This window comes from Pseudomonas sp. S10E 269, assembly GCF_002798465.1.
Lineage (GTDB): Bacteria > Pseudomonadota > Gammaproteobacteria > Pseudomonadales > Pseudomonadaceae > Aquipseudomonas > Aquipseudomonas pergaminensis.
The window spans coordinates 1,810,597-1,836,256 of sequence record NZ_PHIJ01000001.1; the positions used below are offsets into that span (position 1 = coordinate 1,810,597).

At 60.6% G+C, this 25,660-nt stretch carries 23 protein-coding genes; 19 read left to right on the top strand and 4 right to left on the bottom strand.

All coding sequences use genetic code 11. The annotated features are described in order from the left end of the window. Positions 1–186 precede the first annotated feature (186 nt). The 10 genes from CWC48_RS08425 (at position 187) to CWC48_RS08470 (ending at position 13,100) form a co-directional block, all read left to right on the top strand. A complete protein-coding gene (locus tag CWC48_RS08425) occupies positions 187–2,406 on the top strand; it encodes a primosomal protein N' (protein ID WP_078046501.1) in 2,220 nt (739 codons plus the stop codon). A gap of 204 nt (positions 2,407–2,610) precedes the next feature. Then, positions 2,611–4,347 carry an arginine--tRNA ligase gene (gene argS / locus CWC48_RS08430; protein ID WP_100492505.1) on the top strand — a complete coding sequence of 579 codons (1,737 nt, stop codon included), beginning with the start codon at positions 2,611–2,613 and terminating at the stop codon, positions 4,345–4,347. 1 nt (position 4,348) lies between these two features. After that, positions 4,349–5,050, top strand: coding sequence for an SPOR domain-containing protein (locus CWC48_RS08435; RefSeq protein WP_100491676.1), 702 nt, complete (start codon positions 4,349–4,351; stop codon positions 5,048–5,050). 246 nt (positions 5,051–5,296) lie between these two features. Further along, positions 5,297–5,827, top strand: coding sequence for an ATP-dependent protease subunit HslV (gene hslV, locus CWC48_RS08440; RefSeq protein ID WP_003171209.1), 531 nt, complete (start codon positions 5,297–5,299; stop codon positions 5,825–5,827). Between the two features lie 37 nt (positions 5,828–5,864). Continuing rightward, on the top strand, positions 5,865–7,202 hold the full coding sequence (gene hslU, locus CWC48_RS08445; protein ID WP_078046500.1) for an ATP-dependent protease ATPase subunit HslU: 1,338 nt from the start codon (positions 5,865–5,867) through the stop codon (positions 7,200–7,202). Between the two features lie 160 nt (positions 7,203–7,362). Next, entirely contained in the window at positions 7,363–7,740 is a 378-nt protein-coding gene (locus tag CWC48_RS08450) for a gamma-butyrobetaine hydroxylase-like domain-containing protein (RefSeq protein WP_078046499.1), read from the top strand. A gap of 249 nt (positions 7,741–7,989) precedes the next feature. Further along, positions 7,990–9,669, top strand: coding sequence for a class II poly(R)-hydroxyalkanoic acid synthase (phaC, locus tag CWC48_RS08455; protein ID WP_100491677.1), 1,680 nt, complete (start codon positions 7,990–7,992; stop codon positions 9,667–9,669). Positions 9,670–9,834: 165 nt separating this feature from the next. Continuing rightward, the gene (phaZ, locus tag CWC48_RS08460) at positions 9,835–10,680 is read left to right on the top strand and encodes a poly(3-hydroxyalkanoate) depolymerase (RefSeq protein ID WP_016979176.1); all 846 of its coding nucleotides are present in this window, start codon (positions 9,835–9,837) and stop codon (positions 10,678–10,680) included. 89 nt (positions 10,681–10,769) lie between these two features. Next, on the top strand, positions 10,770–12,452 hold the full coding sequence (phaC, locus tag CWC48_RS08465; protein ID WP_078046497.1) for a class II poly(R)-hydroxyalkanoic acid synthase: 1,683 nt from the start codon (positions 10,770–10,772) through the stop codon (positions 12,450–12,452). Between the two features lie 27 nt (positions 12,453–12,479). Then, positions 12,480–13,100: a TetR/AcrR family transcriptional regulator gene (locus CWC48_RS08470; protein ID WP_078046496.1), complete on the top strand. Its 621-nt coding sequence runs from the start codon at positions 12,480–12,482 to the stop codon at positions 13,098–13,100. Positions 13,101–13,137: 37 nt separating this feature from the next. On the opposite strand, the gene CWC48_RS08475 is transcribed toward CWC48_RS08470, so the two are convergent. After that, complete coding sequence (locus CWC48_RS08475; RefSeq protein WP_223204490.1) at positions 13,138–13,833, bottom strand: response regulator transcription factor; 696 nt, start codon at positions 13,831–13,833, stop codon at positions 13,138–13,140. 344 nt (positions 13,834–14,177) lie between these two features. Here CWC48_RS08475 and CWC48_RS08480 point away from each other — a divergent pair, with 344 nt between their 5' ends. The 6 genes from CWC48_RS08480 (at position 14,178) to CWC48_RS08505 (ending at position 20,617) form a co-directional block, all read left to right on the top strand. Then, a complete protein-coding gene (locus CWC48_RS08480) occupies positions 14,178–14,759 on the top strand; it encodes a fimbrial protein (RefSeq protein WP_078046495.1) in 582 nt (193 codons plus the stop codon). Between the two features lie 94 nt (positions 14,760–14,853). Beyond that, complete coding sequence (locus tag CWC48_RS08485) at positions 14,854–15,627, top strand: molecular chaperone (protein ID WP_078046494.1); 774 nt, start codon at positions 14,854–14,856, stop codon at positions 15,625–15,627. 7 nt (positions 15,628–15,634) lie between these two features. Next, positions 15,635–16,402 (top strand): molecular chaperone, encoded by a 768-nt coding sequence (locus CWC48_RS08490; protein ID WP_100491678.1) that lies wholly within the window; start codon positions 15,635–15,637, stop codon positions 16,400–16,402. Between the two features lie 127 nt (positions 16,403–16,529). Next, a complete protein-coding gene (locus CWC48_RS08495) occupies positions 16,530–19,094 on the top strand; it encodes a fimbria/pilus outer membrane usher protein (protein ID WP_100491679.1) in 2,565 nt (854 codons plus the stop codon). A 22-nt stretch (positions 19,095–19,116) separates the two neighbouring features. After that, positions 19,117–20,073, top strand: coding sequence for a fimbrial protein (locus CWC48_RS08500; protein WP_317451471.1), 957 nt, complete (start codon positions 19,117–19,119; stop codon positions 20,071–20,073). Positions 20,074–20,092: 19 nt separating this feature from the next. Beyond that, positions 20,093–20,617 carry a fimbrial protein gene (locus CWC48_RS08505; RefSeq protein WP_078046491.1) on the top strand — a complete coding sequence of 175 codons (525 nt, stop codon included), beginning with the start codon at positions 20,093–20,095 and terminating at the stop codon, positions 20,615–20,617. An 82-nt stretch (positions 20,618–20,699) separates the two neighbouring features. Here CWC48_RS08505 and CWC48_RS08510 read toward each other — a convergent pair whose 3' ends face one another. The 3 genes from CWC48_RS08510 to CWC48_RS08520 all read right to left on the bottom strand — a co-directional run bounded on the left by CWC48_RS08510 (position 20,700) and on the right by CWC48_RS08520 (position 22,514). Then, the gene (locus CWC48_RS08510; protein WP_100491680.1) at positions 20,700–21,698 is read right to left on the bottom strand and encodes a phasin family protein; all 999 of its coding nucleotides are present in this window, start codon (positions 21,696–21,698) and stop codon (positions 20,700–20,702) included. Positions 21,699–21,710: 12 nt separating this feature from the next. Beyond that, positions 21,711–22,133, bottom strand: a complete 423-nt coding sequence (locus CWC48_RS08515) for a phasin family protein (RefSeq protein ID WP_078046489.1) — start codon at positions 22,131–22,133, stop codon at positions 21,711–21,713. Positions 22,134–22,238: 105 nt separating this feature from the next. After that, entirely contained in the window at positions 22,239–22,514 is a 276-nt protein-coding gene (locus tag CWC48_RS08520; protein WP_078046488.1) for a polyhydroxyalkanoic acid system family protein, read from the bottom strand. A gap of 144 nt (positions 22,515–22,658) precedes the next feature. Here CWC48_RS08520 and ubiE point away from each other — a divergent pair, with 144 nt between their 5' ends. The 3 genes from ubiE to ubiB are packed head-to-tail and all read left to right on the top strand — an operon-like array spanning position 22,659 to position 25,653. Then, entirely contained in the window at positions 22,659–23,429 is a 771-nt protein-coding gene (ubiE, locus tag CWC48_RS08525; RefSeq protein ID WP_003171186.1) for a bifunctional demethylmenaquinone methyltransferase/2-methoxy-6-polyprenyl-1,4-benzoquinol methylase UbiE, read from the top strand. Then, entirely contained in the window at positions 23,429–24,052 is a 624-nt protein-coding gene (locus CWC48_RS08530; protein ID WP_078046487.1) for an SCP2 domain-containing protein, read from the top strand. The genes ubiE and CWC48_RS08530 overlap by 1 nt, the downstream gene beginning before the upstream one ends. Beyond that, complete coding sequence (gene ubiB / locus CWC48_RS08535) at positions 24,049–25,653, top strand: ubiquinone biosynthesis regulatory protein kinase UbiB (protein WP_078046486.1); 1,605 nt, start codon at positions 24,049–24,051, stop codon at positions 25,651–25,653. Before CWC48_RS08530 ends, ubiB begins: the two co-directional genes overlap by 4 nt. The last annotated feature ends 7 nt before the right edge of the window (positions 25,654–25,660 follow it).

Sequence of the window (25,660 nt, forward strand, 5' to 3'; positions counted from 1 at the left end):
TCGACACTATTGTCGAATACCGCACGTAATTAGGCCGCGGATTCTACCAGACCTTTTCAATCGCGCAAGCGGCGCTTCCGGTTGAAGACCTCCTTTCATCAGAAAACCGTGGCATACCCAAGCCCTCCCCTGTCTGCTAGGCTCCCGCCCCTGCGCCACCGCCTGCCTTTATATGAGACCCCTCGCGTGCCCGACGCCATTTTGCGCCTTGCCCTGCCCTCGCCCCTGCGCCGCCTGTTCGATTACCGGGCCCCGGCCGGCGTGCTGCGGGCGCAGTTGCAGCCGGGCATGCGCGTGCGCGTACCGTTCGGGCGCCGAGAGATGATCGGCATCCTGGTGGAAGTTTCTGACCACAGCGAAGTGCCGGCCGAGAAACTCAAGCCTGCCCTGGCGATCCTTGACGCCACCCCACCGCTGCCGCCTGCGCTGTTCAAGCTGTGCCTGTGGACCGCCCAGTATTACCAGCACAGCCTGGGCGACACCCTGAGCTGGGCGTTACCCGTGCTGTTGCGCCAGGGCGAACTGGCTGAAGCGCGTCAGGAGCGCTTTTGGTCGATGGTGCCGGGGGCGCGCCTCGACGACCCGCGCATTGCCCGCGCGCCGCGCCAGCGTGAAGCCTTGGCCACACTGGCGCAGCACCCTCACGGCGTGGCTCACCAGCTATTAAGCAAGCTGATGCTGAGCAAAGACAGCCTCGACCTGTTGCTCGCCAAGGGCCTGGTGCAGGTGGAAATCCGCAAGCACGCGCCCGACGCCCGCCACGAACACTGGCTGGCGCAGCCGGAACTGCCGCTGAACCCCGAGCAACGCGCGGCCTACGAGGCGATTCGCGCCGGCTTTGACAGTTTCCACGCGTTCTTGCTGGCCGGCGTCACCGGCAGCGGCAAGACCGAAGTCTATCTGCAGTTGATCCGCGAAACCCTGCAAGCCGGAAAACAGGCGCTGGTGCTGATCCCCGAGATCAACCTGGGCCCGCAAACCCTGGCGCGGTTCGAGCAGCGCTTCAACGCGCGTATCGCCCTGGTGCACTCGGCAGTCAACGACCGCGAGCGCCTGGAGTCATGGCTGGCCGCGCGGGATGGCGAGGCTGACATTATTATTGGCACCCGGTCGGCGCTGTTCACGCCGATGAAAAACCCTGGGTTGATCATCATCGACGAGGAGCATGACGGCTCCTATAAACAGCAGGAAGGCCTGCGCTATCACGCCCGCGACCTGGCGCTGGTGCGTGCACGCCAGGAAGACATCCCGATCGTGCTGGGCTCGGCCACGCCGTCCCTCGAAAGCCTGCACAACGCTTACACCGGTCGTTACGGCCTGCTACGCCTGAACGAGCGCGCGGGCGGCGCCAAGCAGCCACGTTTCCTGCGCCTGGATGTTAAAAGTCGCCCGCTGGACAGCGGTATTTCCGGGCCGATGCAACAAGCCATCGGCCAGACGCTTGCCGCCGGCCAACAGGTGCTGGTGTTCCTCAATCGCCGTGGTTTTGCGCCGACGTTGCTGTGCCATGACTGCGGCTGGATGTCCGAGTGCGAGCGCTGCGACGCGCGCATGACCGTGCACCAGCGCTACGGCGAACTGCGCTGCCATCACTGCGGCCATGTAGAGCGGGTGCCGCGCCATTGCCCGCAGTGCGGCAAAGTCGACCTGCGGCCGGTGGGCGCAGGCACCGAGCGGGCCGAAGAGCGCCTGGGCATCCTGTTCCCGGATTACCCGGTGCTGCGGGTCGACCGCGACAGCACGTCGCGCAAGGACGCGATGAACCAGCTGTTCGCCACCATCCAGAAAGGCCAGCCGTGCATCCTCATCGGCACGCAGATGCTTGCCAAGGGGCACCATTTTCCACGGGTGACCCTGGTGTCGATCCTGGATGCCGACGGCGGGCTGTTCTCCGGGGACTTCCGCGCCAGCGAACGCATGGCGCAGTTGATCGTGCAGGTTGCCGGCCGCGCGGGCCGCGCCGAGGAGCCTGGCCGGGTGATTATCCAGACGCACCTGGCCGACCACCCGCTGCTCATCCAACTGACAGAACAAGGCTACTTCGCCTTCGCCGAGCAGGCCCTGAGCGAACGCCGCGCCGCCGGCTTGCCGCCGTTTTCCCACTTGGCCTTGCTACGCGCCGAGGCGCACAAGCCGGGGCAGGCCGAGGGTTTCCTGGATGAAGCCTGCAGCGCCGCCGAACGTTTGCTCGGCGAACTGGGTCTGAGCGGCATCGAACTGCTCGGCCCGGTGCCCGCGCCTATGGAGCGCCGCGCCGGGCGTTATCGTGCTCAGCTACTCTTGCAGGCAACCTCGCGCGCACCGCTGCATCGGCTATTAAGTAGCTGGTTGCTTGCCCTGGAGCAACTGCCCAGCGGCCGGCAAGTGCGATGGTCATTGGATGTGGACCCGGTAGATTTGTACTGACCGTTAAATGGCCATCGCAGGCAAGCCAGCTCCCACAATTTGAAATGTGAACAGCCTTAAATGTAGGAGCGGGCTTGCCCGCGATGAGGCCCGCAGGTCCGCCAACCCGTCTGAATGGTTGGCAAGCCCGCCCTCGCCACGGATAATGCCCAGTTTTTCCACCTGCGCATCGCGCGCCGCCGCTTGCGGTCGAAAGAGAACACCATGAAAGACACCATTCGCCAGCTGATCCAACAAGCCCTCACCCAACTCGTCAACGAAGGTGTGTTGCCTGAAGGCCTGTCGCCGGCGATCCAGGTGGAAAACACCCGCGACAAGACCCACGGTGACTTTGCCAGCAACATTGCGATGATGCTGTCCAAGCCGGCCGGCATGAAACCGCGCGACCTGGCAGAAAAAATCATCGCCGCGCTGCCTGCCGACGAGAGTGTCACCAAGGCTGAAATCGCCGGCCCGGGCTTTATCAACTTCTTCCAGAACACCCAGGCCCTGGCGTCGCGCCTGGATGCCGCCCTGGCCGACGCCAGGATCGGCGTGCGCAAGGCTGGCCCGCTGCAGCGCGTGGTCGTCGACCTATCGGCGCCGAACCTGGCCAAAGAGATGCACGTCGGCCACCTGCGCTCAACCATCATTGGCGACGGCGCGGCGCGGGTCCTGGAGTTCCTCGGCGACGACGTGATCCGTCAGAACCACGTCGGCGACTGGGGCACTCAGTTCGGCATGCTGATGGCTTACCTGCAAGAAAACCCGATCACCAGCAACGAGCTGTCGGACCTGGAAAACTTCTACCGCGCCGCCAAGAAGCGCTTCGACGAATCCGAAGAATTCGCCGACCGCGCCCGTGGCCTGGTGGTCAAGCTACAAGCCGGTGACGCCGAGTGCCTGGCACTGTGGAACCGTTTCCGTGACATTTCCCTGTCTCACTGCCAGGAAATCTACGAACTGCTCAACGTCAAATTGACCATGGCCGACGTGATGGGCGAAAGCGCTTACAACGACGACCTGATGAATGTGGTCAACGACCTCAAGGCCAAGGGCCTGCTGGTAGAGAGCAACGGCGCACAGTGCGTGTTCCTCGAAGAATTCAAGACCGCCGACGGCGAGCCGCTGCCGGTGATCATCGTCAAGGCCGATGGCGGCTACCTCTACGCCACCACCGACCTGGCGGCCGTGCGCTACCGCAGCGGCGTGCTCAAGGCTGATCGCGCCTTGTATTTTGTCGACCAACGCCAGGCGCTGCACTTCCAGCAGGTGTTCGAAGTGGCGCGCCGCGCCGGTTTCGTCACCCACCCGATGCACATGGAGCACATGGGCTTCGGCACCATGAACGGCGCCGATGGCCGCCCGTTCAAGACCCGCGACGGCGGCACCGTGAAGCTGATCGACCTGCTCACCGAAGCCCAGGAACGTGCCTACAGCCTGGTGAAGGAAAAGAACCCGGAGCTGGCCGAGGCCGACCTGCGCAACATCGCCCGCGTGGTGGGCATTGGTGCGGTCAAATACGCCGACCTGTCCAAGCACCGCACCAGCGACTACAGCTTCAACTTCGACCTGATGCTCAACTTCGAAGGCAACACCGCGCCCTACCTGCTGTACGCCTACACCCGTGTGGCCGGCGTGTTCCGCAAGCTGGGCAAGGACTTCAGCGAAGTTGAAGGCCAGATCGTGCTGGACGCCCCGCACGAACAGGAACTGGCCGCCAAATTGGCGCAATTCGGCGAAGTGCTGAATAGCGTCGGTGAGAAAGGCACGCCGCACATCCTGTGCACCTACCTGTACGAAGTCGCCGGCCTGTTCTCCAGCTTCTACGAGAACTGCCCGATCCTGACCGCCGACGACGAAGCCCAGAAGCAAAGCCGCCTGCGCTTGGCTGCACTGGCTGGACGGACCCTCAAGCAAGGCCTCGAACTGTTGGGCCTGGAAACACTGGAGCGTATGTAAGTTGGCTGCCAAGAAAAAACCTGCACCCAAGCGCGGCGCCAGCCGCTATCAGGCCCCGGCGAAGAAGCCGATCCCGGGCTGGTTGTGGATGGCCATCGGCCTCACCGTCGGCGCGTTTGTTGTGTTCCTGATGAAGCTGGATCCGGGCAAGGGCGATGACGTCAAACGGGTCAAGCAGGAACAGCAGAAGGCCACGAAAATGGCCGAAGCCAACAAGACTGCGCCAAGCCCGACCGCACCGGTGAAGCCGAAATACGACTTCTATACGCTGCTGCCGGAATCGGAAGTGATCGTGCCGCCTGACGCCGTGCCGGAGAAAACCCTGCCGACGCCACAAGTGCCGACCACGCCAGTCACCCCTGCCGAAGCGGCGAAAATCGACACGGCACGCGCCCAGGCCGCACTGGCCGGGATCACCCCGCCGCCGGCACCGCCGGTTGCCGAGACCAAGGCCGCACCCGTGACCAAGTTTTTCCTGCAAGCGGGTTCGTTCCCGAAACAGGCGGATGCGGATCGCGTGCGGGCGCAGATCATTCTGCTCGGTCAGTCGGTGACAGTGGAGTCCGGGACGGTCAAGGATGCCACTTGGTATCGCGTACTCGTTGGGCCGTTCAGCAACCGAGAACAGCTGACTGTGGCGCAGAAACAACTGGCTGGCGCGGGCTTTAGCAACCTGTTGTTACAACAACGCCAGAGTCGCTGAGCCTAAGAGCGCAGCAGACCCCATGTGGGAGCGGGCTTGCTCGCGAATGCGGTATTTCAGTCAGTATTTTCGGCGACTGACCCACCGCATTCGCGAGCAAGCCCGCTCCCACATTTTGTTTTATGGCGTGTCAGAAAGATAAACACCACTCGTCCGCACACTGCCCCCGCGGTTGAAATCCCCCCCGCCACCCCCATATGAGTTTTCATCAGGGCATTTTCGCCCCGCTGCGTGGAGACTCTCCCCTTGACCACCATCGTTTCAGTACGTCGCCACGGCAAAGTCGTCATGGGCGGCGACGGCCAGGTTTCCCTGGGTAATACCGTGATGAAAGGCAACGCCAAGAAAGTGCGTCGCCTGTACCACGGCCAGGTGCTCGCAGGCTTTGCCGGCGCGACTGCCGACGCCTTCACCCTCTTCGAGCGTTTCGAAGGCCAGCTTGAGAAACATCAGGGCCACCTCGTGCGCGCTGCGGTCGAACTTGCCAAAGAATGGCGCACCGACCGCTCCCTCAGCCGCCTGGAAGCCATGCTGGCCGTTGCCAACAAAGACGCTTCCCTGATCATCACCGGTAACGGCGATGTGGTTGAGCCTGAACATGGCCTGATCGCCATGGGTTCCGGCGGTGGCTACGCCCAGGCGGCAGCCAGCGCACTGCTGAAGAAGACCGACCTGTCGGCCCGCGAAATCGTCGAGACGGCCCTGGGCATTGCCGGCGATATCTGCGTGTTTACCAACCACAACCAGACCATTGAGGAGCAGGACCTCGCCGAGTAAGCCGTAGGCTTATTTCCGCTTGAGGCCGCCAAACACTATGTCCATGACTCCCCGCGAAATCGTCCATGAACTCAACCGCCATATCATCGGCCAGGACGATGCCAAGCGCGCCGTTGCCATTGCGCTGCGTAACCGCTGGCGCCGGATGCAACTGCCCGAAGAACTGCGCGTTGAAGTAACGCCAAAGAACATCCTGATGATTGGCCCGACCGGCGTCGGTAAAACCGAGATCGCCCGTCGCCTGGCCAAGCTGGCCAACGCGCCGTTTATCAAGGTCGAAGCCACCAAGTTCACCGAAGTGGGCTACGTGGGCCGCGACGTCGAGTCGATCATTCGTGACCTGGCCGATGCCGCCTTGAAGCTGCTGCGCGAACAGGAAATGACCAAGGTCAGCCACCGCGCCGAAGACGCCGCCGAAGAACGTATCCTCGATGCCCTGCTGCCACCGGCACGCATGGGCTTCAACGAAGACGCCGCACCGGCCTCGGACTCCAACACCCGCCAGCTGTTCCGCAAGCGCCTGCGTGAAGGCCAGCTGGACGACAAGGAAATCGAGATCGAAGTCGCCGAAGTCTCCGGCGTCGACATCTCTGCTCCGCCTGGCATGGAAGAAATGACCAGCCAGTTGCAGAACCTGTTCGCCAACATGGGCAAGGGCAAGAAGAAAAGCCGCAAGCTCAAGGTGAAGGAAGCGCTGAAACTGGTGCGCGACGAAGAAGCCGGGCGCCTGGTGAATGAGGAAGAACTCAAAGCCAAGGCCCTGGAAGCGGTCGAGCAGCACGGCATCGTGTTTATCGACGAAATCGACAAGGTGGCCAAGCGCGGTAACTCCGGCGGTGTGGATGTATCCCGTGAAGGCGTGCAGCGCGACCTGCTGCCGCTGATCGAGGGCTGCACCGTGAACACCAAGTTGGGCATGGTCAAGACTGACCACATCCTGTTTATCGCCTCCGGCGCGTTCCACCTGAGCAAGCCAAGCGACCTGGTGCCGGAGCTGCAAGGCCGCCTGCCGATTCGCGTGGAGCTCAAGGCGCTGACCCCGGGCGACTTTGAGCGCATCCTCAGTGAACCGCACGCGTCGCTCACCGAGCAGTACCGTGAGTTGCTGAAAACCGAAGGCCTGGGCATCGAGTTCCAGCCCGACGGCATCAAGCGCCTGGCGGAGATCGCCTGGCAGGTCAACGAGAAGACCGAGAACATCGGTGCGCGTCGCCTGCACACCTTGCTGGAGCGTTTGCTGGAAGAAGTGTCTTTCAGTGCGGGCGACCTGGCTGGTGCGCAAAATGGCGAAGTAATCAAGATCGATGCGGGTTACGTCAACAGCCACCTGGGCGAATTGGCGCAGAACGAAGACCTGTCTCGTTATATCCTGTAAGCCTCACGCAGGACCGCTTTGCTTTATGGTGGGAGCGGGCTTGCTCGCGAATGCGGTGTATCAGTAACAGATGTGCTGACTGGCACACCGCATTCGCGAGCAAGCCCGCTCCCACAGTTTGAAGCCGGTTCCTTCAGGACTATTTCTGGGCGGTTCTCCAATGTCGAAATTTCCCACGGCTGTAAACCTGCACAAAACCTCCAACACCCTCGGCCTCACCTACGGGCCCGACGAGGTGTACCAACTCCCCGCCGAACTGCTGCGCACCCACTCGCCTTCCGCCGAGGTCCAGGGGCATGGCAAACCCATCCTGCAATTCGGCAAGCTCAACGTGAAGTTGATCAAGGTAGAAGCCGCCGGCCAGTACGCACTGAAATTGACCTTCGACGACGGCCATGACAGTGGACTGTTCACCTGGGACTACCTCTACCAACTGGCCGTGCGTCAGGACGCGCTGTGGGCCGATTATCTGGCCGAGCTCAAAGCCGCCGGTAAAACCCGCGATCCGAGTGAGTCGATCGTACGGCTGATGCTCTAGCCCAGGCCTCTCGCTCTTTAGAGGGCATTTTCTAATTTCATCTGCTTGAATGCCTTCTCTTGTGGCCAACGATTGGCCTGCTTGCGAAAAAAATTAAACTCGGGTAACCAATGGAACTGGCAAGTTCCCTGCATTTGACGATGCGGTATCAACGGTCACCCGAGTCGCAGTACCAGGCTTGTGTTGTGTATCGAAACTTGGTGCGCAGCGGTACCCGGTACTCGTCTTTCGGACAATGGAGCGTCGTAGATGAGTAACAAGAACAACGATGACTTGAAACGCCAGGCCTCGGAAAACACCCTGGGGCTCAACCCGATCATCGCGTTACGCAAAAAGGATTTACTCGCCTCGGCGAAGATGGTGCTGACCCAAGCCATCAAGCAACCGTTGCACAGCGTCAAGCACGTCGCCCACTTTGGCGTCGAACTCAAGAACGTGATGTTCGGCAAGTCGGCGCTGGTGCCCGAAAGCGACGACCGCCGCTTCAGTGACCCGGCCTGGAGCCAGAACCCGCTCTACAAACGATATCTGCAAACCTACCTGGCGTGGCGCAAGGAACTGCACGACTGGATCGGTGACAGCAATCTGTCGGAACAGGACATCAGCCGCGGCCACTTCGTGATCAACCTGATGACCGAAGCCATGGCCCCCACCAACAGCGCGGCCAACCCGGCGGCGGTCAAACGCTTCTTCGAGACCGGCGGCAAGAGCCTACTCGATGGCCTGTCCCACCTGGCCAAGGACATGGTGCACAACGGCGGCATGCCGAGCCAGGTCAACATGGGCGCCTTTGAAGTGGGCAAGACCCTGGGCACCACCGAAGGCGCGGTGGTGTTTCGCAATGACGTACTGGAGCTGATCCAGTACAAGCCGATCACCGAACAGGTGCACGAACGCCCGCTGCTGGTGGTGCCGCCGCAGATCAACAAATTCTATGTATTCGACCTGAGCCCGGAGAAAAGCCTGGCGCGCTTCTGCCTGCGCAATAACCAGCAAACTTTTATCGTCAGTTGGCGCAACCCGACCAAGGCTCAGCGCGAGTGGGGCCTGTCGACCTATATCGAGGCGCTCAAGGAAGCGGTGGATGTGGTCACGGCGATTACCGGCAGCAAAGATGTGAATATGCTCGGCGCCTGTTCCGGCGGCATCACCTGTACGGCACTGCTCGGCCACTACGCGGCGCTTGGGGAGAAGAAGGTCAACGCCCTGACCCTGCTGGTAAGCGTGCTCGACACGACGCTGGACACCCAAGTAGCGCTGTTCGTCGACGAACAGACCCTGGAAGCGGCCAAGCGCCATTCCTACCAGGCCGGCGTGCTGGAAGGCCGCGACATGGCCAAGGTGTTCGCCTGGATGCGCCCCAACGACCTGATCTGGAACTACTGGGTGAACAACTACCTGCTGGGCAACGAGCCGCCGGTGTTCGACATCCTGTTCTGGAACAACGACACCACCCGCTTGCCCGCAGCCTTCCACGGCGACCTGATCGAACTGTTCAAAAACAACCCACTGGTGCGCGCCAACGCCCTGGAAGTGTGCGGCACGCCAATCGACCTCAAGCAGGTCACCGCTGATATTTACTCACTGGCCGGTACCAACGACCACATCACGCCGTGGCAGTCTTGCTACAAGTCAGCGCAGCTGTTTGGTGGCAAGGTTGAGTTCGTGCTGTCCAGCAGCGGGCATATCCAGAGCATCCTCAACCCGCCGGGCAACCCCAAGGCACGCTACCAGACCAGCGACAGCCTGACGGCGAAACCGCTGGACTGGCAGGAGAATGCCACCAAGCACACCGATTCGTGGTGGCTGCATTGGCAGGTGTGGCAGGCGGAGCGGGCGGGTAAGTTGAAGAAGGCGCCGACAAGTTTGGGTAACAAAACCTATGCAGCGGCAGAAGCCGCGCCGGGCACTTATGTACATGAACGATAAGCAGATGGTTGGTTGAAATGCAGTCACTGTGGGAGCTGGCTTGCCTGCGATAGCGGCGGGTCAGTTGTTGATGGGCTGGCGGAAAGAATGCCATCGCAGGCAAGCCAGCTCCCACATGGATCGCATCGCCCATAAGACTTACGCACCACCTGACAGGGCTTTCCCATGCCGCAACCGTTCATCTTTCGTACCATCGACCTGGATGGCCAGACCATCCGCACGGCGGTGCGCCCGGGCAAGCCTCACTTGACGCCGCTGCTGATCTTCAACGGCATCGGCGCCAACCTTGAGCTGGTGTTTCCGTTCGTCCAGGCACTGGACCCGGACCTGGAAGTGATCGCCTTCGATGTACCCGGCGTGGGCGGTTCATCCACGCCAAACCGGCCCTACCGCTTTCCCGGCCTGGCCAAACTGACCGCACGCATGCTCGATTACCTGGACTATGGCCAGGTAAATGCGGTGGGCGTGTCCTGGGGCGGCGCGTTGGCGCAGCAGTTTGCCTACGATTACCCGGAACGTTGCAAGAAGCTGATCCTGGCTGCCACGGCAGCGGGGGCGGTGATGGTGCCGGGCAAGCCCAAGGTGCTTTGGCTGATGGCCAGCCCGCGCCGCTATATTCAACCGTCCCACGTGGTGCGCATCGCGCCGATGATCTACGGCGGCTCGTTCCGCCGCGACTCGAAACTGGCCGCCGAACACGCGAGCAAAGTGCGCTCGGCTGGCAAGCTCGGTTATTACTGGCAGCTATTCGCCGGGCTGGGCTGGACCAGCATCCACTGGCTGCACAAGATCCGCCAACCCACCCTGGTGTTGGCCGGCGACGACGACCCGCTGATCCCGCTGATCAACATGCGCATGCTCGCCTGGCGCATTCCCAATGCACAGTTGCACATCATCGATGACGGCCACTTGTTCCTGATCACCCGGGCCGAAGCCGTGGCGCCGATCATCATGAAGTTTCTCGAAGAGGAGCGCATGCGCGCGGTGATTCATCCGCGACCGGCCGTGTAAGGACTGCACCGCCGCGCAACTTGCCAGGAACCGACTATGGTTCTGAATTGGCGTGCCTGTTTGATGGCTTGACGAAGGAGTGTTGGCTCATGCGAGAAAGACCCGTGACGAACCCGGCCCCCACCCCTGCCGCGTTTATCAATGCGCAAAATGCAATCACCGGCCTGCGCGGCCGGGACTTGCTGTCGACCCTGCGCAGCGTCGCCGCCCACGGCTTGCGCAACCCCTTGCATACCGCCCGCCATGCCATGGCCTTGGGCGGCCAGCTGGGTCGCGTGCTGCTGGGTGAAACCGTGCATGCGCCCAACCCCAACGACAGCCGCTTCAGCGACCCGACCTGGGCGCTCAACCCGCTATACCGTCGCAGCCTGCAAGCCTATCTGAGCTGGCAGAAACAAACGCGTCACTGGATCGATGACAGCGCGATGAGCGCCGACGACCGGGCCCGTGCGCATTTTGCCTTCGCCCTGCTCAATGATGCCGTCTCCCCCTCCAATACCTTGCTCAATCCCCTGGCGATCAAGGAGCTGCTCAACTCCGGTGGCAACAGCGTGGTGCGCGGCGTCAGCAACCTGTTCGAAGATTTGCTGCACAACAATGGCCTGCCACGCCAGGTCAGCAAGCACGCGTTCGAGGTCGGCAAAACCGTAGCCACCACGCCGGGCTCGGTGGTGTTTCGCAATGAGCTGCTGGAGCTGATCCAGTACAAGCCGATGAGCGAAAAACAGTACGCCAAGCCGCTGCTGATCGTGCCGCCGCAAATCAACAAGTACTACATTTTCGACCTGAGCCCGGCCAACAGCTTTGTGCAATACGCCCTCAAGAACGGCCTGCAAACGTTCATGGTCAGTTGGCGCAACCCGGATGTGCGCCATCGCGAATGGGGCCTCTCCACCTACGTCGCTGCGCTGGAGGAAGCGCTCAACGTGTGCCGCGCGATCACCGGTGCCCGCGAGGTCAACCTGATGGGCGCCTGCGCCGGCGGCCTGACCATCGCCGCGCTGCAAGGCCACCTGCAAGCCAAGCGCCAGTTGCGACGCATCTCCAGTGCCAGTTACCTGGTGAGCCTGCTGGACAGCCAGATCGACAGCCCCGCCACGCTGTTCGCCGACGAACAGACCCTGGAAGCCGCCAAGCGCCGCTCCTACCAGCAAGGCGTGCTCGACGGTCGCGACATGGCCAAGGTGTTCGCCTGGATGCGGCCCAATGACCTGATCTGGAACTACTGGATCAACAACTACCTGCTGGGCAAGGAACCGCCGGCCTTCGACATCCTGTACTGGAACAACGACAACACACGCCTGCCCGCCGCGCTGCATGGCGACCTGCTGGACTTCTTCAAGCACAACCCGCTCAGCCATCCCGGCGGCCTGGAGGTCTGCGGCACGCCCATCGATTTGCAAAAGGTCACCGTGGACAGTTTCAGCGTGGCCGGTATCAACGACCACATCACGCCGTGGGATGCGGTGTACCGCTCCACCCAATTGCTCGGCGGCGAGCGGCGCTTCGTGCTGTCCAACAGCGGGCATATCCAGAGCATCCTCAACCCGCCGGGCAACCCCAAGGCCAACTATGTCGAGAATCCCAAGCTGAGCAGCGACCCACGCGCCTGGTATTACGACGCCAACCACGTCGAAGGCAGCTGGTGGCCGCAGTGGCTGGAGTGGATCCAGCAGCGCTCTGGCGTGCAACGCGAAACCCTCACCGCCCTGGGCAACCAGAACTACCCACCGATGGAAGCGGCGCCGGGCACTTACGTGCGCGTGCGCTGAGCTCAACGATCACATTAAGAAGACTGGATGAAGACGCGCGACCGTATCCTTGAATGTGCCCTGCAGTTGTTCAACCACAAGGGCGAACCGAACGTGTCGACCATGGAGGTGGCCAATGAAATGGGGATCAGCCCCGGCAACCTCTACTACCACTTCCATGGCAAGGAACCGCTGGTACTCGGCTTGTTCGAGCGCTTTCAGAATGAGCTGGCGCCCCTGCTTGATCCACCGGCCGACGCGCAACTGGAAGCCGAGGACTACTGGCTGTTCCTGCACCTGATCGTCGAGCGCATGGCGCATTACCGGTTTCTGTTCCAGGACCTCTCGAACCTGGCGGGTCGCTTGCCGAAGCTGGCCAAGGGCATTCGCAACCTGCTGACGGCGCTCAAACGTACCCTGGCCTCTTTGCTGGCACGGCTGAAGGCAGCGGGCCAACTGGTCAGCAGTACCCAGGCACTGGGGCAGTTAGTGGAACAGATCACCATGACCCTGCTGTTTTCACTGGACTACCAACGGATTCTCGATCGCGAAAGTGAAGTGCAGGTCGTGGTCTACCAGATCATGATGCTGGTAGCGCCGCATCTGTTGCCGCCGGTGCAACAGGTGACCGAGCGACTGGCGCTGCGTTACCTCGACAACCCAACTTAGCGTATAACCCTCAGGCCATTATCGTACGACGACTATACTATTCAGGCTTTCCGAATTGTCGAGTGAACTTGAAAAGTTCACTGTCAGTCCGGATGCCCAACTTGCGATACGCCGACTGTTTTTGCGTGCTGATCGTACTGGTGCTGCGCGAAAACTTTATTGCAATAGAACTCACCGACATACCATCAAGAAAACAACGCAACACCTCTTGCTCTTTGGGTGTCAGGCAGGCGTTCGGCCTTAATGCGGCAGATACTTCCAGATTCGACTTAAAGTTCACCCACTCCAGAATAGATTGCCTGCCTTGCTCTACTGACAGCATACCCGGCTGCAAGTAAATATATCCTTGTGCGACCGTTCGAACGGCCATGATCAACTCTGCCAACTTCTGGGTCTTGCCTACAACACCCCAACATCCAGCCTTTAATGCCATCGAGACCGTTGCGGGCGTGCAGTGGGACGATAAGACGACGGGCCTGGACTGCTTGAAACGTCGACTCACTGCCCGGATCAAACTGAGGCCATCAAGCTCCGTAGGCCCCAATGTAAAGTCCATGATGATAACCTCTACAGGCTGAGCGGCCAGCGCCTCCAATAACTCCCTGCCGGTGCCGAACGAGCCCACCACCTCGAGATCGGCCTCGTTACTCAGGCCCAACTCGATCCCTTGTCGAACCATTTCATGATCATCAAGCAACATGATGGAATGCGTTTTGGACATTAAAGTACGCATCGAATAATCCGTCCTCGTCAATACCACTTATTAGAAAACTTCCTAATCATCACGGTCACGGTATATCCCAGCCGAACATCAGGATCAATCAATAGCAATAATAAGGACTGTTCTTACAGAAATATCTTACAGCCATTACCCACACGCCAAGTCAATGCAATTAATTGGAGTAAAAATATAAAATTTCGAACAATCTCTAACGCAATTTCGTTACTTCTCTATAGGCAATAGTTCCCCCCCCGAACAATGATTGGGTTCCGCCAATTTCCGCAATGATTCACCCACAGATATCGGGTTTAACACCCGTTGGCGGATTACATAAACACTTCATGTTCGGGACTATTATGAACCTCAATGCTCTCTCTACCCTTGCAGCAGCCGTTGCCTTGGTCACTGCTATTTCGCAAAGCGCACACGCGGCCAATGACGGCACCATCAATTTCACCGGGCTGGTGAATGATGTGACCTGCACCATCGAAGGCTCGGCGCCAGGTACCGGTGCAGTGGTCAAGGACGTCAACCTCGGCGGTGTATCCGCTTCACGCCTGCAAAACCCTGGCGACCGCGCCAACCTGACCGGCTTCTCCATTCGCATTGGTGCGCCCGGCGAAGGCGCATGCACCAACGGCCGCACGGCCATGGTGGCGTTCGACCCCACCAGCCCCGCCATCGATGTAGCGACCGGACGCTTGAATATCGACGGCTACAACGACCCCTCCGACACCACCAACGCCAAGAACGTACAGGTTGAAGTGACCAACCGTGATGGCACCCCGATTCACGTTTACACCGAAAAATCGGAAGGCGTAGTGATCGCCGACAACCAGGCCGTGATCCCACTGGCTGCACAAATGTACGCCAGCGGCGCCGCGACTGAAGGTGCCGTCAAAACGCGTGTGGGCTTCATGGTTGTGTACGCCGACTAAGGGGCAAGAGGCCGAGCATCCGCACGCCTTGTATGTAGCGGACCTGCAGCCGTTGGGCAGGTCCTTCCCCAGATTCAAAGAGAACTTCGACACTATGAAAACAATGGCCCGCCTCGCGCTTGCCTTCTGTGTTTTTGGGCTGCTGTCGCTGCAAACAAATAGCGCCCAGGCAGGTGTCATCATTTATGGCACCCGCGTGATCTTCCCAGCCGAGCAGCAAGAAGTGGTCGTGCGCCTGGAAAACAAGGGCGATCGCCCGTCGCTGGTGCAGACCTGGCTGGATACAGGCGACCTGAATTCCACACCGGCCACCGCGCAGACGCCGTTTACCCTTTCACCACCGATCTTTCGCATGGAACCGCATCAGCAACAGGCCGTGCGCTTGTTCTACTCCGGTAAGCCTTCCCCGTCTGATCGCGAAAGCCTGTACTGGCTCAACGTGCTGGAGATTCCACCCAGCGCAAACAATGCCGAGCAGAACAACCTCGAACTGGCATTTCGCACCCGATTGCGCGTGTTCCTGCGCCCCCAGGCATTGCCCTATCCGGTAGGCAGCGCCCCTTCGAAGCTGGAATGGAAACTGGTCGACAGTGGCCAGGGTTTTGCGCTGCAGGTGACCAACCCGACGCCGTACCATATTTCCCTCACCGCCGTTGACTTGCTGAGCAACGGTAAACGCTTCAGTAAAGCGCCGAACACGCAAGCCAATGACAGCTTGCTGATGCCCGCCGGCGACGTAAAACGCTTTGTGCTGCCGCTGCTGCGCAATCGTCCCGAGGGCGCGCCTGAAGTCGAGTTCACCACAGTTACCGACTTCGGCGCTCGTGTGCGCCACTCGGCAAGCCTTACCCCTTCGGCAGCCAGGTGATGACCCCATGAATGCGCGCTCCTTTGCCTTTTGGCCAGCCAGGCTTCTGACATTGCTGTTTGCACTGATCGCCAGTGCCGCAGCACACGCCAGCGTTATCATCAACAACACGCGGATCATCTACCCGCAGAACGACAAAGAGGTAACGGTCAGGCTGGAAAGCAAGAACCAGGCACCGGTGCTGGTGCAGACGTGGCTGGACAGCGGCGACGAACACTCGACGCCAGACCTCGCAGGAATTCCGTTTATCTCCACGCCGCCGATTTTTCGCATGGAGCCAGGCAAACAACAGGTGGTACGCCTGGCGTATACCGGAGAGGCATTGCCGTCGGCGCAGGAAAGCCTGTTCTGGTTCAACCTGCTGGAAGTGCCGGCTCAATCCCAGGGTTCCCAACAGGGCAACCAGTTGCAACTGGCCTTCCGCTCTCGGATCAAGTTGTTTGTTCGCCCACCCAACCTGCCTTATGGGGTCGATGCGGCTCCTGGAAAACTGCAATGGCGCCGCGAGACCACCGAGCAGGGCCAGGTTCTGGAAGTCCACAACCCGACCCCTTACCACGTGACGTTCGAGCAGATCGAGGTGTTGGCGTCACAGCAACGTCATGCCCGCAAGCCCGCCACGTCAAACGCGGAAAACATGGTGATACCGGGAGGTCGCAACCGCTTTGAACTGCCCGGCTTCAAAGCACCTCACGACGGCACAACCACGGTGGAGTTCCAGACACTGGACGACTTCGGCGTAAAGGTCTCCCACAGCGCCAAGGTCTCGTCATGACTCTCTAGACGCCCTGACTGCAACGGCCGCTCTTCACCTAATCACACGTTCGGTTGATGCCCCTTTTTAAGGGCAGGGAATCCCCTGGCCCGAATTCGGCCCCCCTGGTTTTTTTGGAATGGTAAACATGAGTTTGAACACGCCCGCCAGCATCCGCCACTGGCCCCTGGCATGTTATCGATTAACGCGTACAGTGCGTTGCCTGCTGTTGGCCGGCGCACCTGCCATGGGCGCCTACGCCGACGAGAACGTCGAGTTCAACCCCGCCTTTTTCCCGGACGGTGCGGGTGGCCAGCAGGTGGATATTTCGAAATTCAGCCAGGGCAATGTGGTGCTGCCCGGCAGCTACCGCACCGATGTTTATCTCAATGGCCAGTGGATCGGGCGCGAGACCCTGTCGTTCGTTGCGGTCGAAGGGCAAAACTCTGCGCAGCTTTGCCTGGAGCGTGACGCACTGCTCAGGTTCGGCATCGACCTGGACGCGCCGCAGAAACAGCCGCTCGAACCAGGCCAGGCGCCGGCCGCCGAGTTTGCCAGTTGCCATGAAATTTCCACCTACCTGCCGGGCAGTAGCAGCCAGTTCGACTCAGGTGAAAACCGCCTGACGCTGCAAGTCCCGCAGATTTACCTTGCACGCAAGGCACGCGGTTATGTCGACCCCAAGCATTGGGACGGCGGTGTCGACGCCGCGTTCGTGCGCTACAACGCCAACACGTTCTCGACCCGTACCAATGGCCGCACGCTCAACTCCCACTACCTGGGCCTTAACACCGGGCTTAACCTGGGCGACTGGCACTGGCGGCACAGCGGCAGCTTCAGCCGCACAGATAACGCGTCGGGCTATCAAAGCAGCTCCACCTATGTGCAACGTGAGCTGAGCCCACTGCAATCACAACTGATGATGGGGGAGATCTTCACCTCGGGCGAGCTGTTCGACAGCGTGCGCCTGCGTGGGGCCAGCCTGTTCAGTGATGACCGGATGCTGCCGGATTCCCAGACCGGTTTCGCGCCCGTTGTCCGTGGCATCGCCGAAACCAATGCCCGGGTCACGGTGCGCCAACGCGGCGTGCTATTGGATGAAGTCTCGGTCGCACCCGGACCGTTTGTGCTCAACGACCTGTTTCCCACCGGGTACGGCGGCGACCTGACCGTGACCGTCACCGAGGCCGATGGCCGCCAGCGTGAGTTCATCGTGCCGTTCGCCGCCAATGCCAACCTGCTGCGTGCAGGCCATAGTCGTTATTCCGTGAGTGTTGGCCAGCTAGATGAAATCGGCCTGCGTCACCCGCCCAAGCTGATGCAAGGCACTTACCAGCACGGCTTGAACAACCTGTTGACCGGCTATGGCGGTGTCGTAGTCGGCGATGACTATCAGTCGCGCTTGCTGGGCTTGGCATTCAACACCTCGCTGGGTGCGCTGTCGCTGGACCTGACCAACTCAAAAGCCAACATTCCGAGGCACAGCACCCGGGATGGCCAAAGCCTGCAACTGCGCTACAGCAAGAACTTCACCGAGACCGGCACCTACTTTGCCCTGGGTGCCTACCGCTACTCCACGGAAGGCTTCCTGGGCGTGGCCGACGCCGCCCGGGTACGCGACCTCGCCATCGCCGGCCTCAACGTGGACAACGTGTCGCGCCTGCGCGACCGAATGGATATCAGCCTCAACCAAAGCCTGGGCAAGGGTTCGGTGTACCTGACCGGCTCCTCGCAGAACTACTGGAACCGCAACAGCGGCAACCTGACCTTTACCACGGGTTACGCCGGAAGCTGGAAAAGCCTTCACTACACCCTCAGCGCCCAGCGCACCAAGGACCTGCTCAGTGAACGGGTCGACAAGCAAATAGAACTGACCCTGAGTTTGCCGCTCGGCACCGGCGCACGTTCACCGACCCTGACCACCACTGCCTTTCGCGGCAATCAAAGCAGCGGTGAACGCGTGAACCTTGGCGGCACCCTGGGCGAGCGCAACGAACTCAGCTACGGCGTAGGCGCCAGCCGGGTTCAGGGTGGCGGCAGCGCCACGAATGCCGATGCGAAGTACCAGGCCAGCAGTGGCGTGGTCTCCGCAGGGTTCGGGCAAAGCAACACCTACCGAGCGTTGTCCCTGGGCGTGACCGGCGGCATCGTCGCCCATGCCGATGGCATCACCTTTGCGCCCGAACTGGGCGACACCATTGGCATCGTGCAAGCGCCCGATGCACAAGGTGCGCGGGTCAATGGCAACCACGGCGCCCAGGTCGGCAAGAATGGCTTTGCCGTGGTGCCCCACCTCACGCCGTATCGCCAGAACGCGGTGGAGTTGGACCCCAAGGACCTGTCCGTCGACGTAGAACTCAAGATCGCCGCGCAAAACGTCGCACCGCGTGCAGGCTCCGTAGTGAAGCTGCAATTCGAGACCGTCAGCGGCCAGGCGTTACTGGTGACTGCGCTGCGGGAGGATGGCAGCCCCCTGCCCTTCGGTTCGGATGTGTTCGACGAAGAGGGCGCCAGTGTCGGCATTGTCGGGCAGGGCGGTAAAGCATTCGTGCGCGTGGCACGCGCGCAGGGACTGCTGACCGTCAAGTGGGGGCCTGAGGCCGCTGCTTCTTGTCGACTGATGTACGCCGTGGACGCCCTATCGAAAGGTGATGCTCGCCAGCGTTTGCGCCATCTGGATGCTGGCACCTGCCAACCCAATAGCAACGGCTGACGCCCCATTGATGAGTACGGGAATGACCATGAAATACGCCATGAAATTAGTTTTTCCTCTGCTTGCCCTGTGCGTGCCGACCGTTGCTCAAGCGGCGCCGTGCGACAGGTACCAGAGCGATACCTTCACCCTGAACTTGCCGGCGACCATTACCGTGCCCGACAGCCTACCCGTCGGAAGCCTCATTCATCGCCAGGCATTCAACGGTTCGGCCCCCGAGTATTTTGCCAATTGCACCGTGTCTATCGCGAGCTGGATCGACGGGCGATATCCGATGGGAACAGATCCGGTGACCCGCTCCTACCCCACCGAGGCGCCAGGCGTTGGCGTACGCATCACAATGAGATGGGCGGGCGGCGGAGGGCCCGCTGCCTTTTCATTGTTCAACCAAGGCCCCACACCGCTGTACGGGAAGGTGCCCAGCTTCACTTCAGCGGAGGCGAGCTTCTACAAAATCGGGCCAGTCACAGACGGAACAGTGCCCAGCGGATACTTCTGGAGCAGGAGAATTGCTGGCGTCACACAGCGCTTCAGCCTGCAGCTCGGTAGCCGGGTGCGCTTCGTCAGGCCGGCTGCCACCTGCGACCTGGCGGCGGGCGACGTCAACCGCACGATCCCCCTCACCCCGATAAAAGTCAGCGACCTCAGAGACATCGACTATGCCGGCATGCTGAACTTCGAACTGACCGCTAACTGTACAAACGCCACCAACGTCACCTTTCGTTTCAGCGGCACCCCTGCGCCCGGGAACAACGTGCTCTTCGCCAACACGGGCACGGCAAGCGGGGTAGCCCTGTGGTTGGGATCGCGCATCAACGGGGTCCAGCAAACCATTTCTCCGAATGCCAATAACATCCGCAACGTTGCCGTTTCCGGCAATCGCGCAGTCTTACCGCTCAGCGCGGCCTATCACAAAAACGGTACGGTCGGCCAAGGCACGCTCGCCAGTACCGCCACCGTCAACATCACCTATAACTAAAAACCCTGAGGAGTCATTGATGAACCTACGAGCCGTGTCTTTCTTACTCGCAACCACTGTCGGCCTCGCGGCCACGCAAGCCCACGCTGCGACAACAGGCACTTTGCGCTTTACCGGCCAGGTCAATGCCGGCACCTGCAACCTGGCAGCTGGTGACGAGAACCGCACTATTTCGCTGCCCCCCATCAAGATCTCGGATTTTGATGCAAGCCCCAGCGCAGGGGTGCTGGACTTCGAGCTCTCTGCCGATTGCGAATCAGACATCCGCAATGTGATTTTCCTCTTCACGGGAACACCGTCCGTAGTAAACGGGGCACTATTTTCCAACACGGGCACCTCGGCGGGGACGGCCCTTTGGCTGCTGCATCGTTCAACACCCCTATACGCCATCCCAGCGAACGGCACCGTCGCTCAGCGCAGCCGCACGGTTACAACAACCGGCAATAAGGCGACCATACCGCTCAGTGCGGCCTACTATAAAACGGGCGCAGTGACCCAGGGCACCCTGGCCAGTGCCATTACGGTTTCCATCACTTACAACTGACGACAGCCTGACCGGCGGCGCTGCGAGCACAAAAAAGCCCGACCTTTAACAGGCCGGGCATTTTTTTGCGTCCTGGAAATAATCAGGACTGACTGGATGGCGTCGGGTTTGCCGGCGTTGCAGTCGGGGTCACAGCAGCAGGGGTCGGTGCGGATACCGAGTTGGCTGTGGAAGCGGTTGGCGCCGGAGTCGCCGGCTTGGCCGCAACAGCAGGCTTGGGTGCTGCTGGTTTTTTCGCGACCGCTGGTTTCTTGGCTGCGGCTGGTTTTGCCGCAGGCTTGGCTGCGGCAGGCTTGGCGGCCGGTTTCGCCGCAGCCGGCTTGGCTGCAGGTTTCGCAGCGGCCGGTTTGGCAGCAGGTTTTGCAGCTGCGGTTTTGGCCGCTGGCTTGGCAGCCGGTTTGGCGGCGGCCTTGGCTGCGGGTTTAGCCGCTGGCTTAGCAGCAGGCTTGGCAGCCGCTTTAGCCGCGACGGGTTTGGCAGCAGTCTTGGCGGCCGGCTTGGCAGCTGCAGTTTTGGCGGCTGGTTTAGCAGTTGCTTTGGCGGGCGCCTTGGCCGCAGGTTTGGAAGCCGGCTTGGCAGCCGCTTTTACCAGAGGCTTGGCTGCTGTTTTGGCAGCAGGTTTGGCGGCGGCGGTTTTAGCGGCAGGCTTGGCAGCAGGTTTGGCCGCAGCCGTTTTCGCAGGAGCCACTTTAGCGCCGGTGAGTTTTTCGATCTGCTTGGTCAGGGTATCGACCTTGCTGTGCAGCGTCTTCAGTTCAGCCTTGCTCGGCACGCCCAGTCGCGAAATGGCACTGTTAAGGCGCTTGTCGAAAGTTTCTTCCAACTTGCCCCAGGTGTCAGAAATGCTCGACTTGGCGGAACCGGCAGTTGCCTTGGCCGCTTCAACTTTTTTACCAACCGTGGTTTTGGTCAACTTCTCGGCCTTCTCGCCGTCCTTGACCAAAGTCTCGAAGTACTTGCCGCCGTCACTGCTAACCTTCGAGTACACGCCTAAACCAGCAAGCCAGATCTTACGGGAATATTTTTCAACTTCCCCGACCCACGAGCTGCCTTCTTTCTGAGTAGTCTTTTTAACAGCCATCCCGATGTCTCCTTAGTGTTTACGCGCGACACGTTCTAGCAATGTCGTCAGCTCTTCGAGCTTAGCAGAGAGTGTCTCAACGTCATGTTTAGACGCAATGCCGATTCGATTCAAGGCACTGGCAACACGAGTATCAAAAGCTTTTTCAACTTTATCCAGCTGAACTTCTACCAGACCTTTGACGGAGGAGACATTACTCTTTACTTGATCAATCTGACTGTTGGCGGCCTCAAGTTGTTCAACTGCAACTTTTTTGCCTTTACTTTCAACATGTTGACCAGTTTTAACCAGCTCTTTGAAGTAGTCGCTGCCCTCGCTTCCAACCTTGGCGTAGGCACCAAGACCCGCCAGCCAGATCTTGCGGGCGTAGGATTTAACGTCGCTCAGAGTAGTGGTAGGGGCGTCGATTTTTTTCTTCAGGATAACTTTGGCCATGGTGCACCTCACGCAGAATAGGGGGGAGGAACGGCCCACAGGAGTTGAGGGCTTGGGCACAAAGTAGGCTGGAAAATTAGAATCGGCACCCTAAGAACACAACGGTCAGGCCAACGCCTTATCCAGGGCTTTTTCGATTTCGGACTTGATGGTGCCACTCATGGCCGACATCAACAGCCCCAGTTCCACATCTATACGCAGCGAATCTTCGGCCACCACGACGGTGCCTTTAACCCCCGAACGCTTGAGGTTCAAGGTATCGCCGGACCACGACGGCTCCAGGCCATACTGTTCCTTGAGTTTGTGCGCCAACTTGTCGGCCTTTGCCCGTGCGCCTTCTTTACCCAGGGAATGTGCACGCTCAACGGTTATACGGGCCATTGCAATGACTCCTCTTTATAGGGACTTGGATACCTTCGATGCGGCAAAAGGTCTCGATGACCGCCCATCTTACCTTCAGCCTTGCCAAGACAAAGCAGGCCTTGGGGATTATCATGTCCCGCATTCTCTTTTGGTGACAGCGATATGACTGATCAGCGCAAAGGCAGCGATGCCGAACCCACCACTCACTTCGGCTTCAAGAACGTCCCGGAAAGCCAAAAAGCGGAAAAAGTCGCTGAGGTGTTCCATTCCGTAGCGGCCAAGTACGACCTGATGAACGACGTGCTGTCGGGCGGCATGCACCGCCTGTGGAAGCGGTTCACCATCGAACTGTCGGGTGTTCGCACCGGCAACCGCGTGCTGGACATCGCCGGCGGCACGGGCGACCTGGCAGCCAAGTTCTCCAAGCTCGTCGGCCCTACCGGCCAGGTAGTCTTGGCGGACATCAACGGTTCGATGCTCAAGGTCGGCCGCGACCGCCTGCTCGACAAGGGTGTGGCCGGCAATATTGAGTTCGTCCAGGCCGACGCTGAAAAGCTGCCGTTCCCAGACAACCATTTCGACTGCGTGACCATCGCCTTCGGCCTGCGCAACGTGACCCACAAGGAGGACGCGATCCGCTCGATGCTGCGCGTGCTCAAGCCGGGCGGACGCCTGTTGGTGCTGGAGTTCTCCAAGCCGACCAATGCACTGATGTCAAAGGTCTACGACACCTATTCCTTTGCCTTCATGCCGTTGATGGGCAAGCTGATCACCAATGACGCCGAGAGCTATCGCTACCTGGCCGAATCGATCCGCATGCACCCCGACCAGGAAACCCTGAAGTCGATGATGGTAGAAGCCGGTTTCGACCGCGTGACCTACCACAACATGACCTCGGGCATCGTCGCCCTGCACCGTGGCATCAAGCCCTGATGCTGCTCAAAGGTCTTCTCGCCAGCGTTGAACACGGCCTCAACCGTGTGCTGCGCCTGGACAGCACCGCCCTGGCGCGGCTGGCGCACCTCAACGGCAAAGTCATTGCCGTCGACTGCCGCAGCCCCACCTTGCAACTGTTTATCCTGCCCAGCGATGAAGGCCTGATGCTCGCGACCCAATGGGCCGCCGACGCCGACTGCACCCTGCGTGCGCCGGCTTCGAGCCTGTTGCACCTGGCTCTGAGCCGCAACAAGACCGCCATCCTGCACAGCGACGAAGTGGAGCTGGAAGGCGACAGTTCGGTGCTGATGGACCTGGCCGCCGTGCTGCAAGACCTGGAACTGGACTGGGAATACGAGCTGTCCCGCTGGATCGGCCCGGTGGCCACCCAGTTGATCAGCGGGCACCTGCGCAGCCGCTCGCGTTGGTACCAGCAGGGGTTCGCCAGCCTCAACCAGAACCTTGCCGAATACCTGAGCGAAGAATCGCGCACCCTGGTCGGAGAACGGGAAGCGCAAGCGCGCTTTCGTGAACTCGACAAGGCCAAAATCGACCTGGAACGCCTTGAGGCCCGCTTCGAGCGCCTGAGCCGTTCCCTTGATCCAAGCGATAACGCATGAAGCTGCTCGCCGTCCGCCGTTTGTTTCGTATCCAGCGCGTCGTAATCCGCTACCGCCTTGATGACCTGCTGTTCGCCCTGCCCCTGCCGTGGTTCCTGCTCGCTGTGCGCTATGTACTGCCGTGGCGCTGGTTCCCGCGCAAACAGCTGGAGCTGAGCCGTGGCGCGCGCCTGCGCCTGGCGCTGCAGGACCTGGGGCCGATCTTCATCAAGTTCGGACAGATCCTCTCCACACGGCGCGACCTGCTGCCCGAGGACATCGCCGACGAGCTGATGCTGTTGCAGGACCGTGTGCCGCCATTCGACTCCCAGCAATCGATGAAGCTTATCGAGGAGCAGCTGGGCAAGAAGATCAGCGACGTGTTCAGCCGCTTCGACGTCGACCCTCTGGCCTCGGCCTCGGTCGCACAGGTGCACGCGGCGCAACTCAAGACTGGCGAAGAAGTGGTGGTGAAGGTGATTCGCCCCGGCCTCAAGCCGATCATCGGCCAGGACCTGGCGTGGCTGTTCATCCTCGCCCGCGCTGCCGAGCGCTTCTCTGCCGATGCGCGCCTGCTGCACCCGGTGGACGTGGTCGCTGACTACGAAAAAACCATCTACGACGAACTTGATCTGCTGCGCGAAGCGGCGAATGCCAGCCAGCTCAAGCGCAACTTCGAAGGCTCGCCGCTGCTGTACGTGCCGCAAGTGTATTGGGACTGGTGCCGCCCGAAAGTGCTGGTGATGGAGCGCATCTACGGCGTACAGGTCACTGACCTCGCAACCTTGGCCGACCAGCGCACCGACATGAAGATGCTCGCCGAACGCGGCGTGGAGATCTTCTTCACCCAGGTATTCCGCGACAGTTTCTTCCACGCCGACATGCACCCGGGCAATATCTTCGTCAGCACCGTCAACCCGTGGAGCCCGCAGTACATCGCGATCGACTGCGGCATCGTCGGCAGCCTGACCCCGGAAGACCAGGACTACCTGGCCCGCAACCTGTTCGCCTTCTTCAAGCGCGACTACCGTCGCGTGGCGCAATTGCACATCGATTCGGGCTGGGTGCCGGCGGAAACCAAGCTCAACGAATTCGAAGCGGCGATCCGTACCGTGTGCGAGCCGATCTTCGAAAAACCGTTAAAAGATATTTCATTCGGCCAGGTGCTGATGCGCCTGTTCCAGACTGCGCGGCGCTTCAATATGGAAGTGCAGCCACAGTTGGTGCTGCTGCAAAAAACCTTGCTGAACATCGAAGGCCTGGGCCGCCAGCTGTACCCGGACCTCGACCTGTGGAACACCGCGCAGCCGTTCCTGGAGCGCTGGATGCGCGAGCGGATGAGCCCGAAAACCGTGCTGGGCAACCTGCACAGCCAGATGGAACAACTGCCGCACCTGGCCAACATGACCCGCGACCTGTTGGAGCGCATGTCCCAGCCCCACGCCAAGGACCCGGCGCCGCCGTGGAAGAAGCGCAAGGATGATTGGTTCCTGCGCCTGCTGGGTGCTGCGCACTTGGTCGGCGGGGTGATGCTGGCCATCGGTGGCCCGCTGAACCAACTGGGCCACTGGCCGGCCGGCATCATGGTCGCCGTGGGTGTTTATCTGATCGTGCGTCGATAGCCAATCC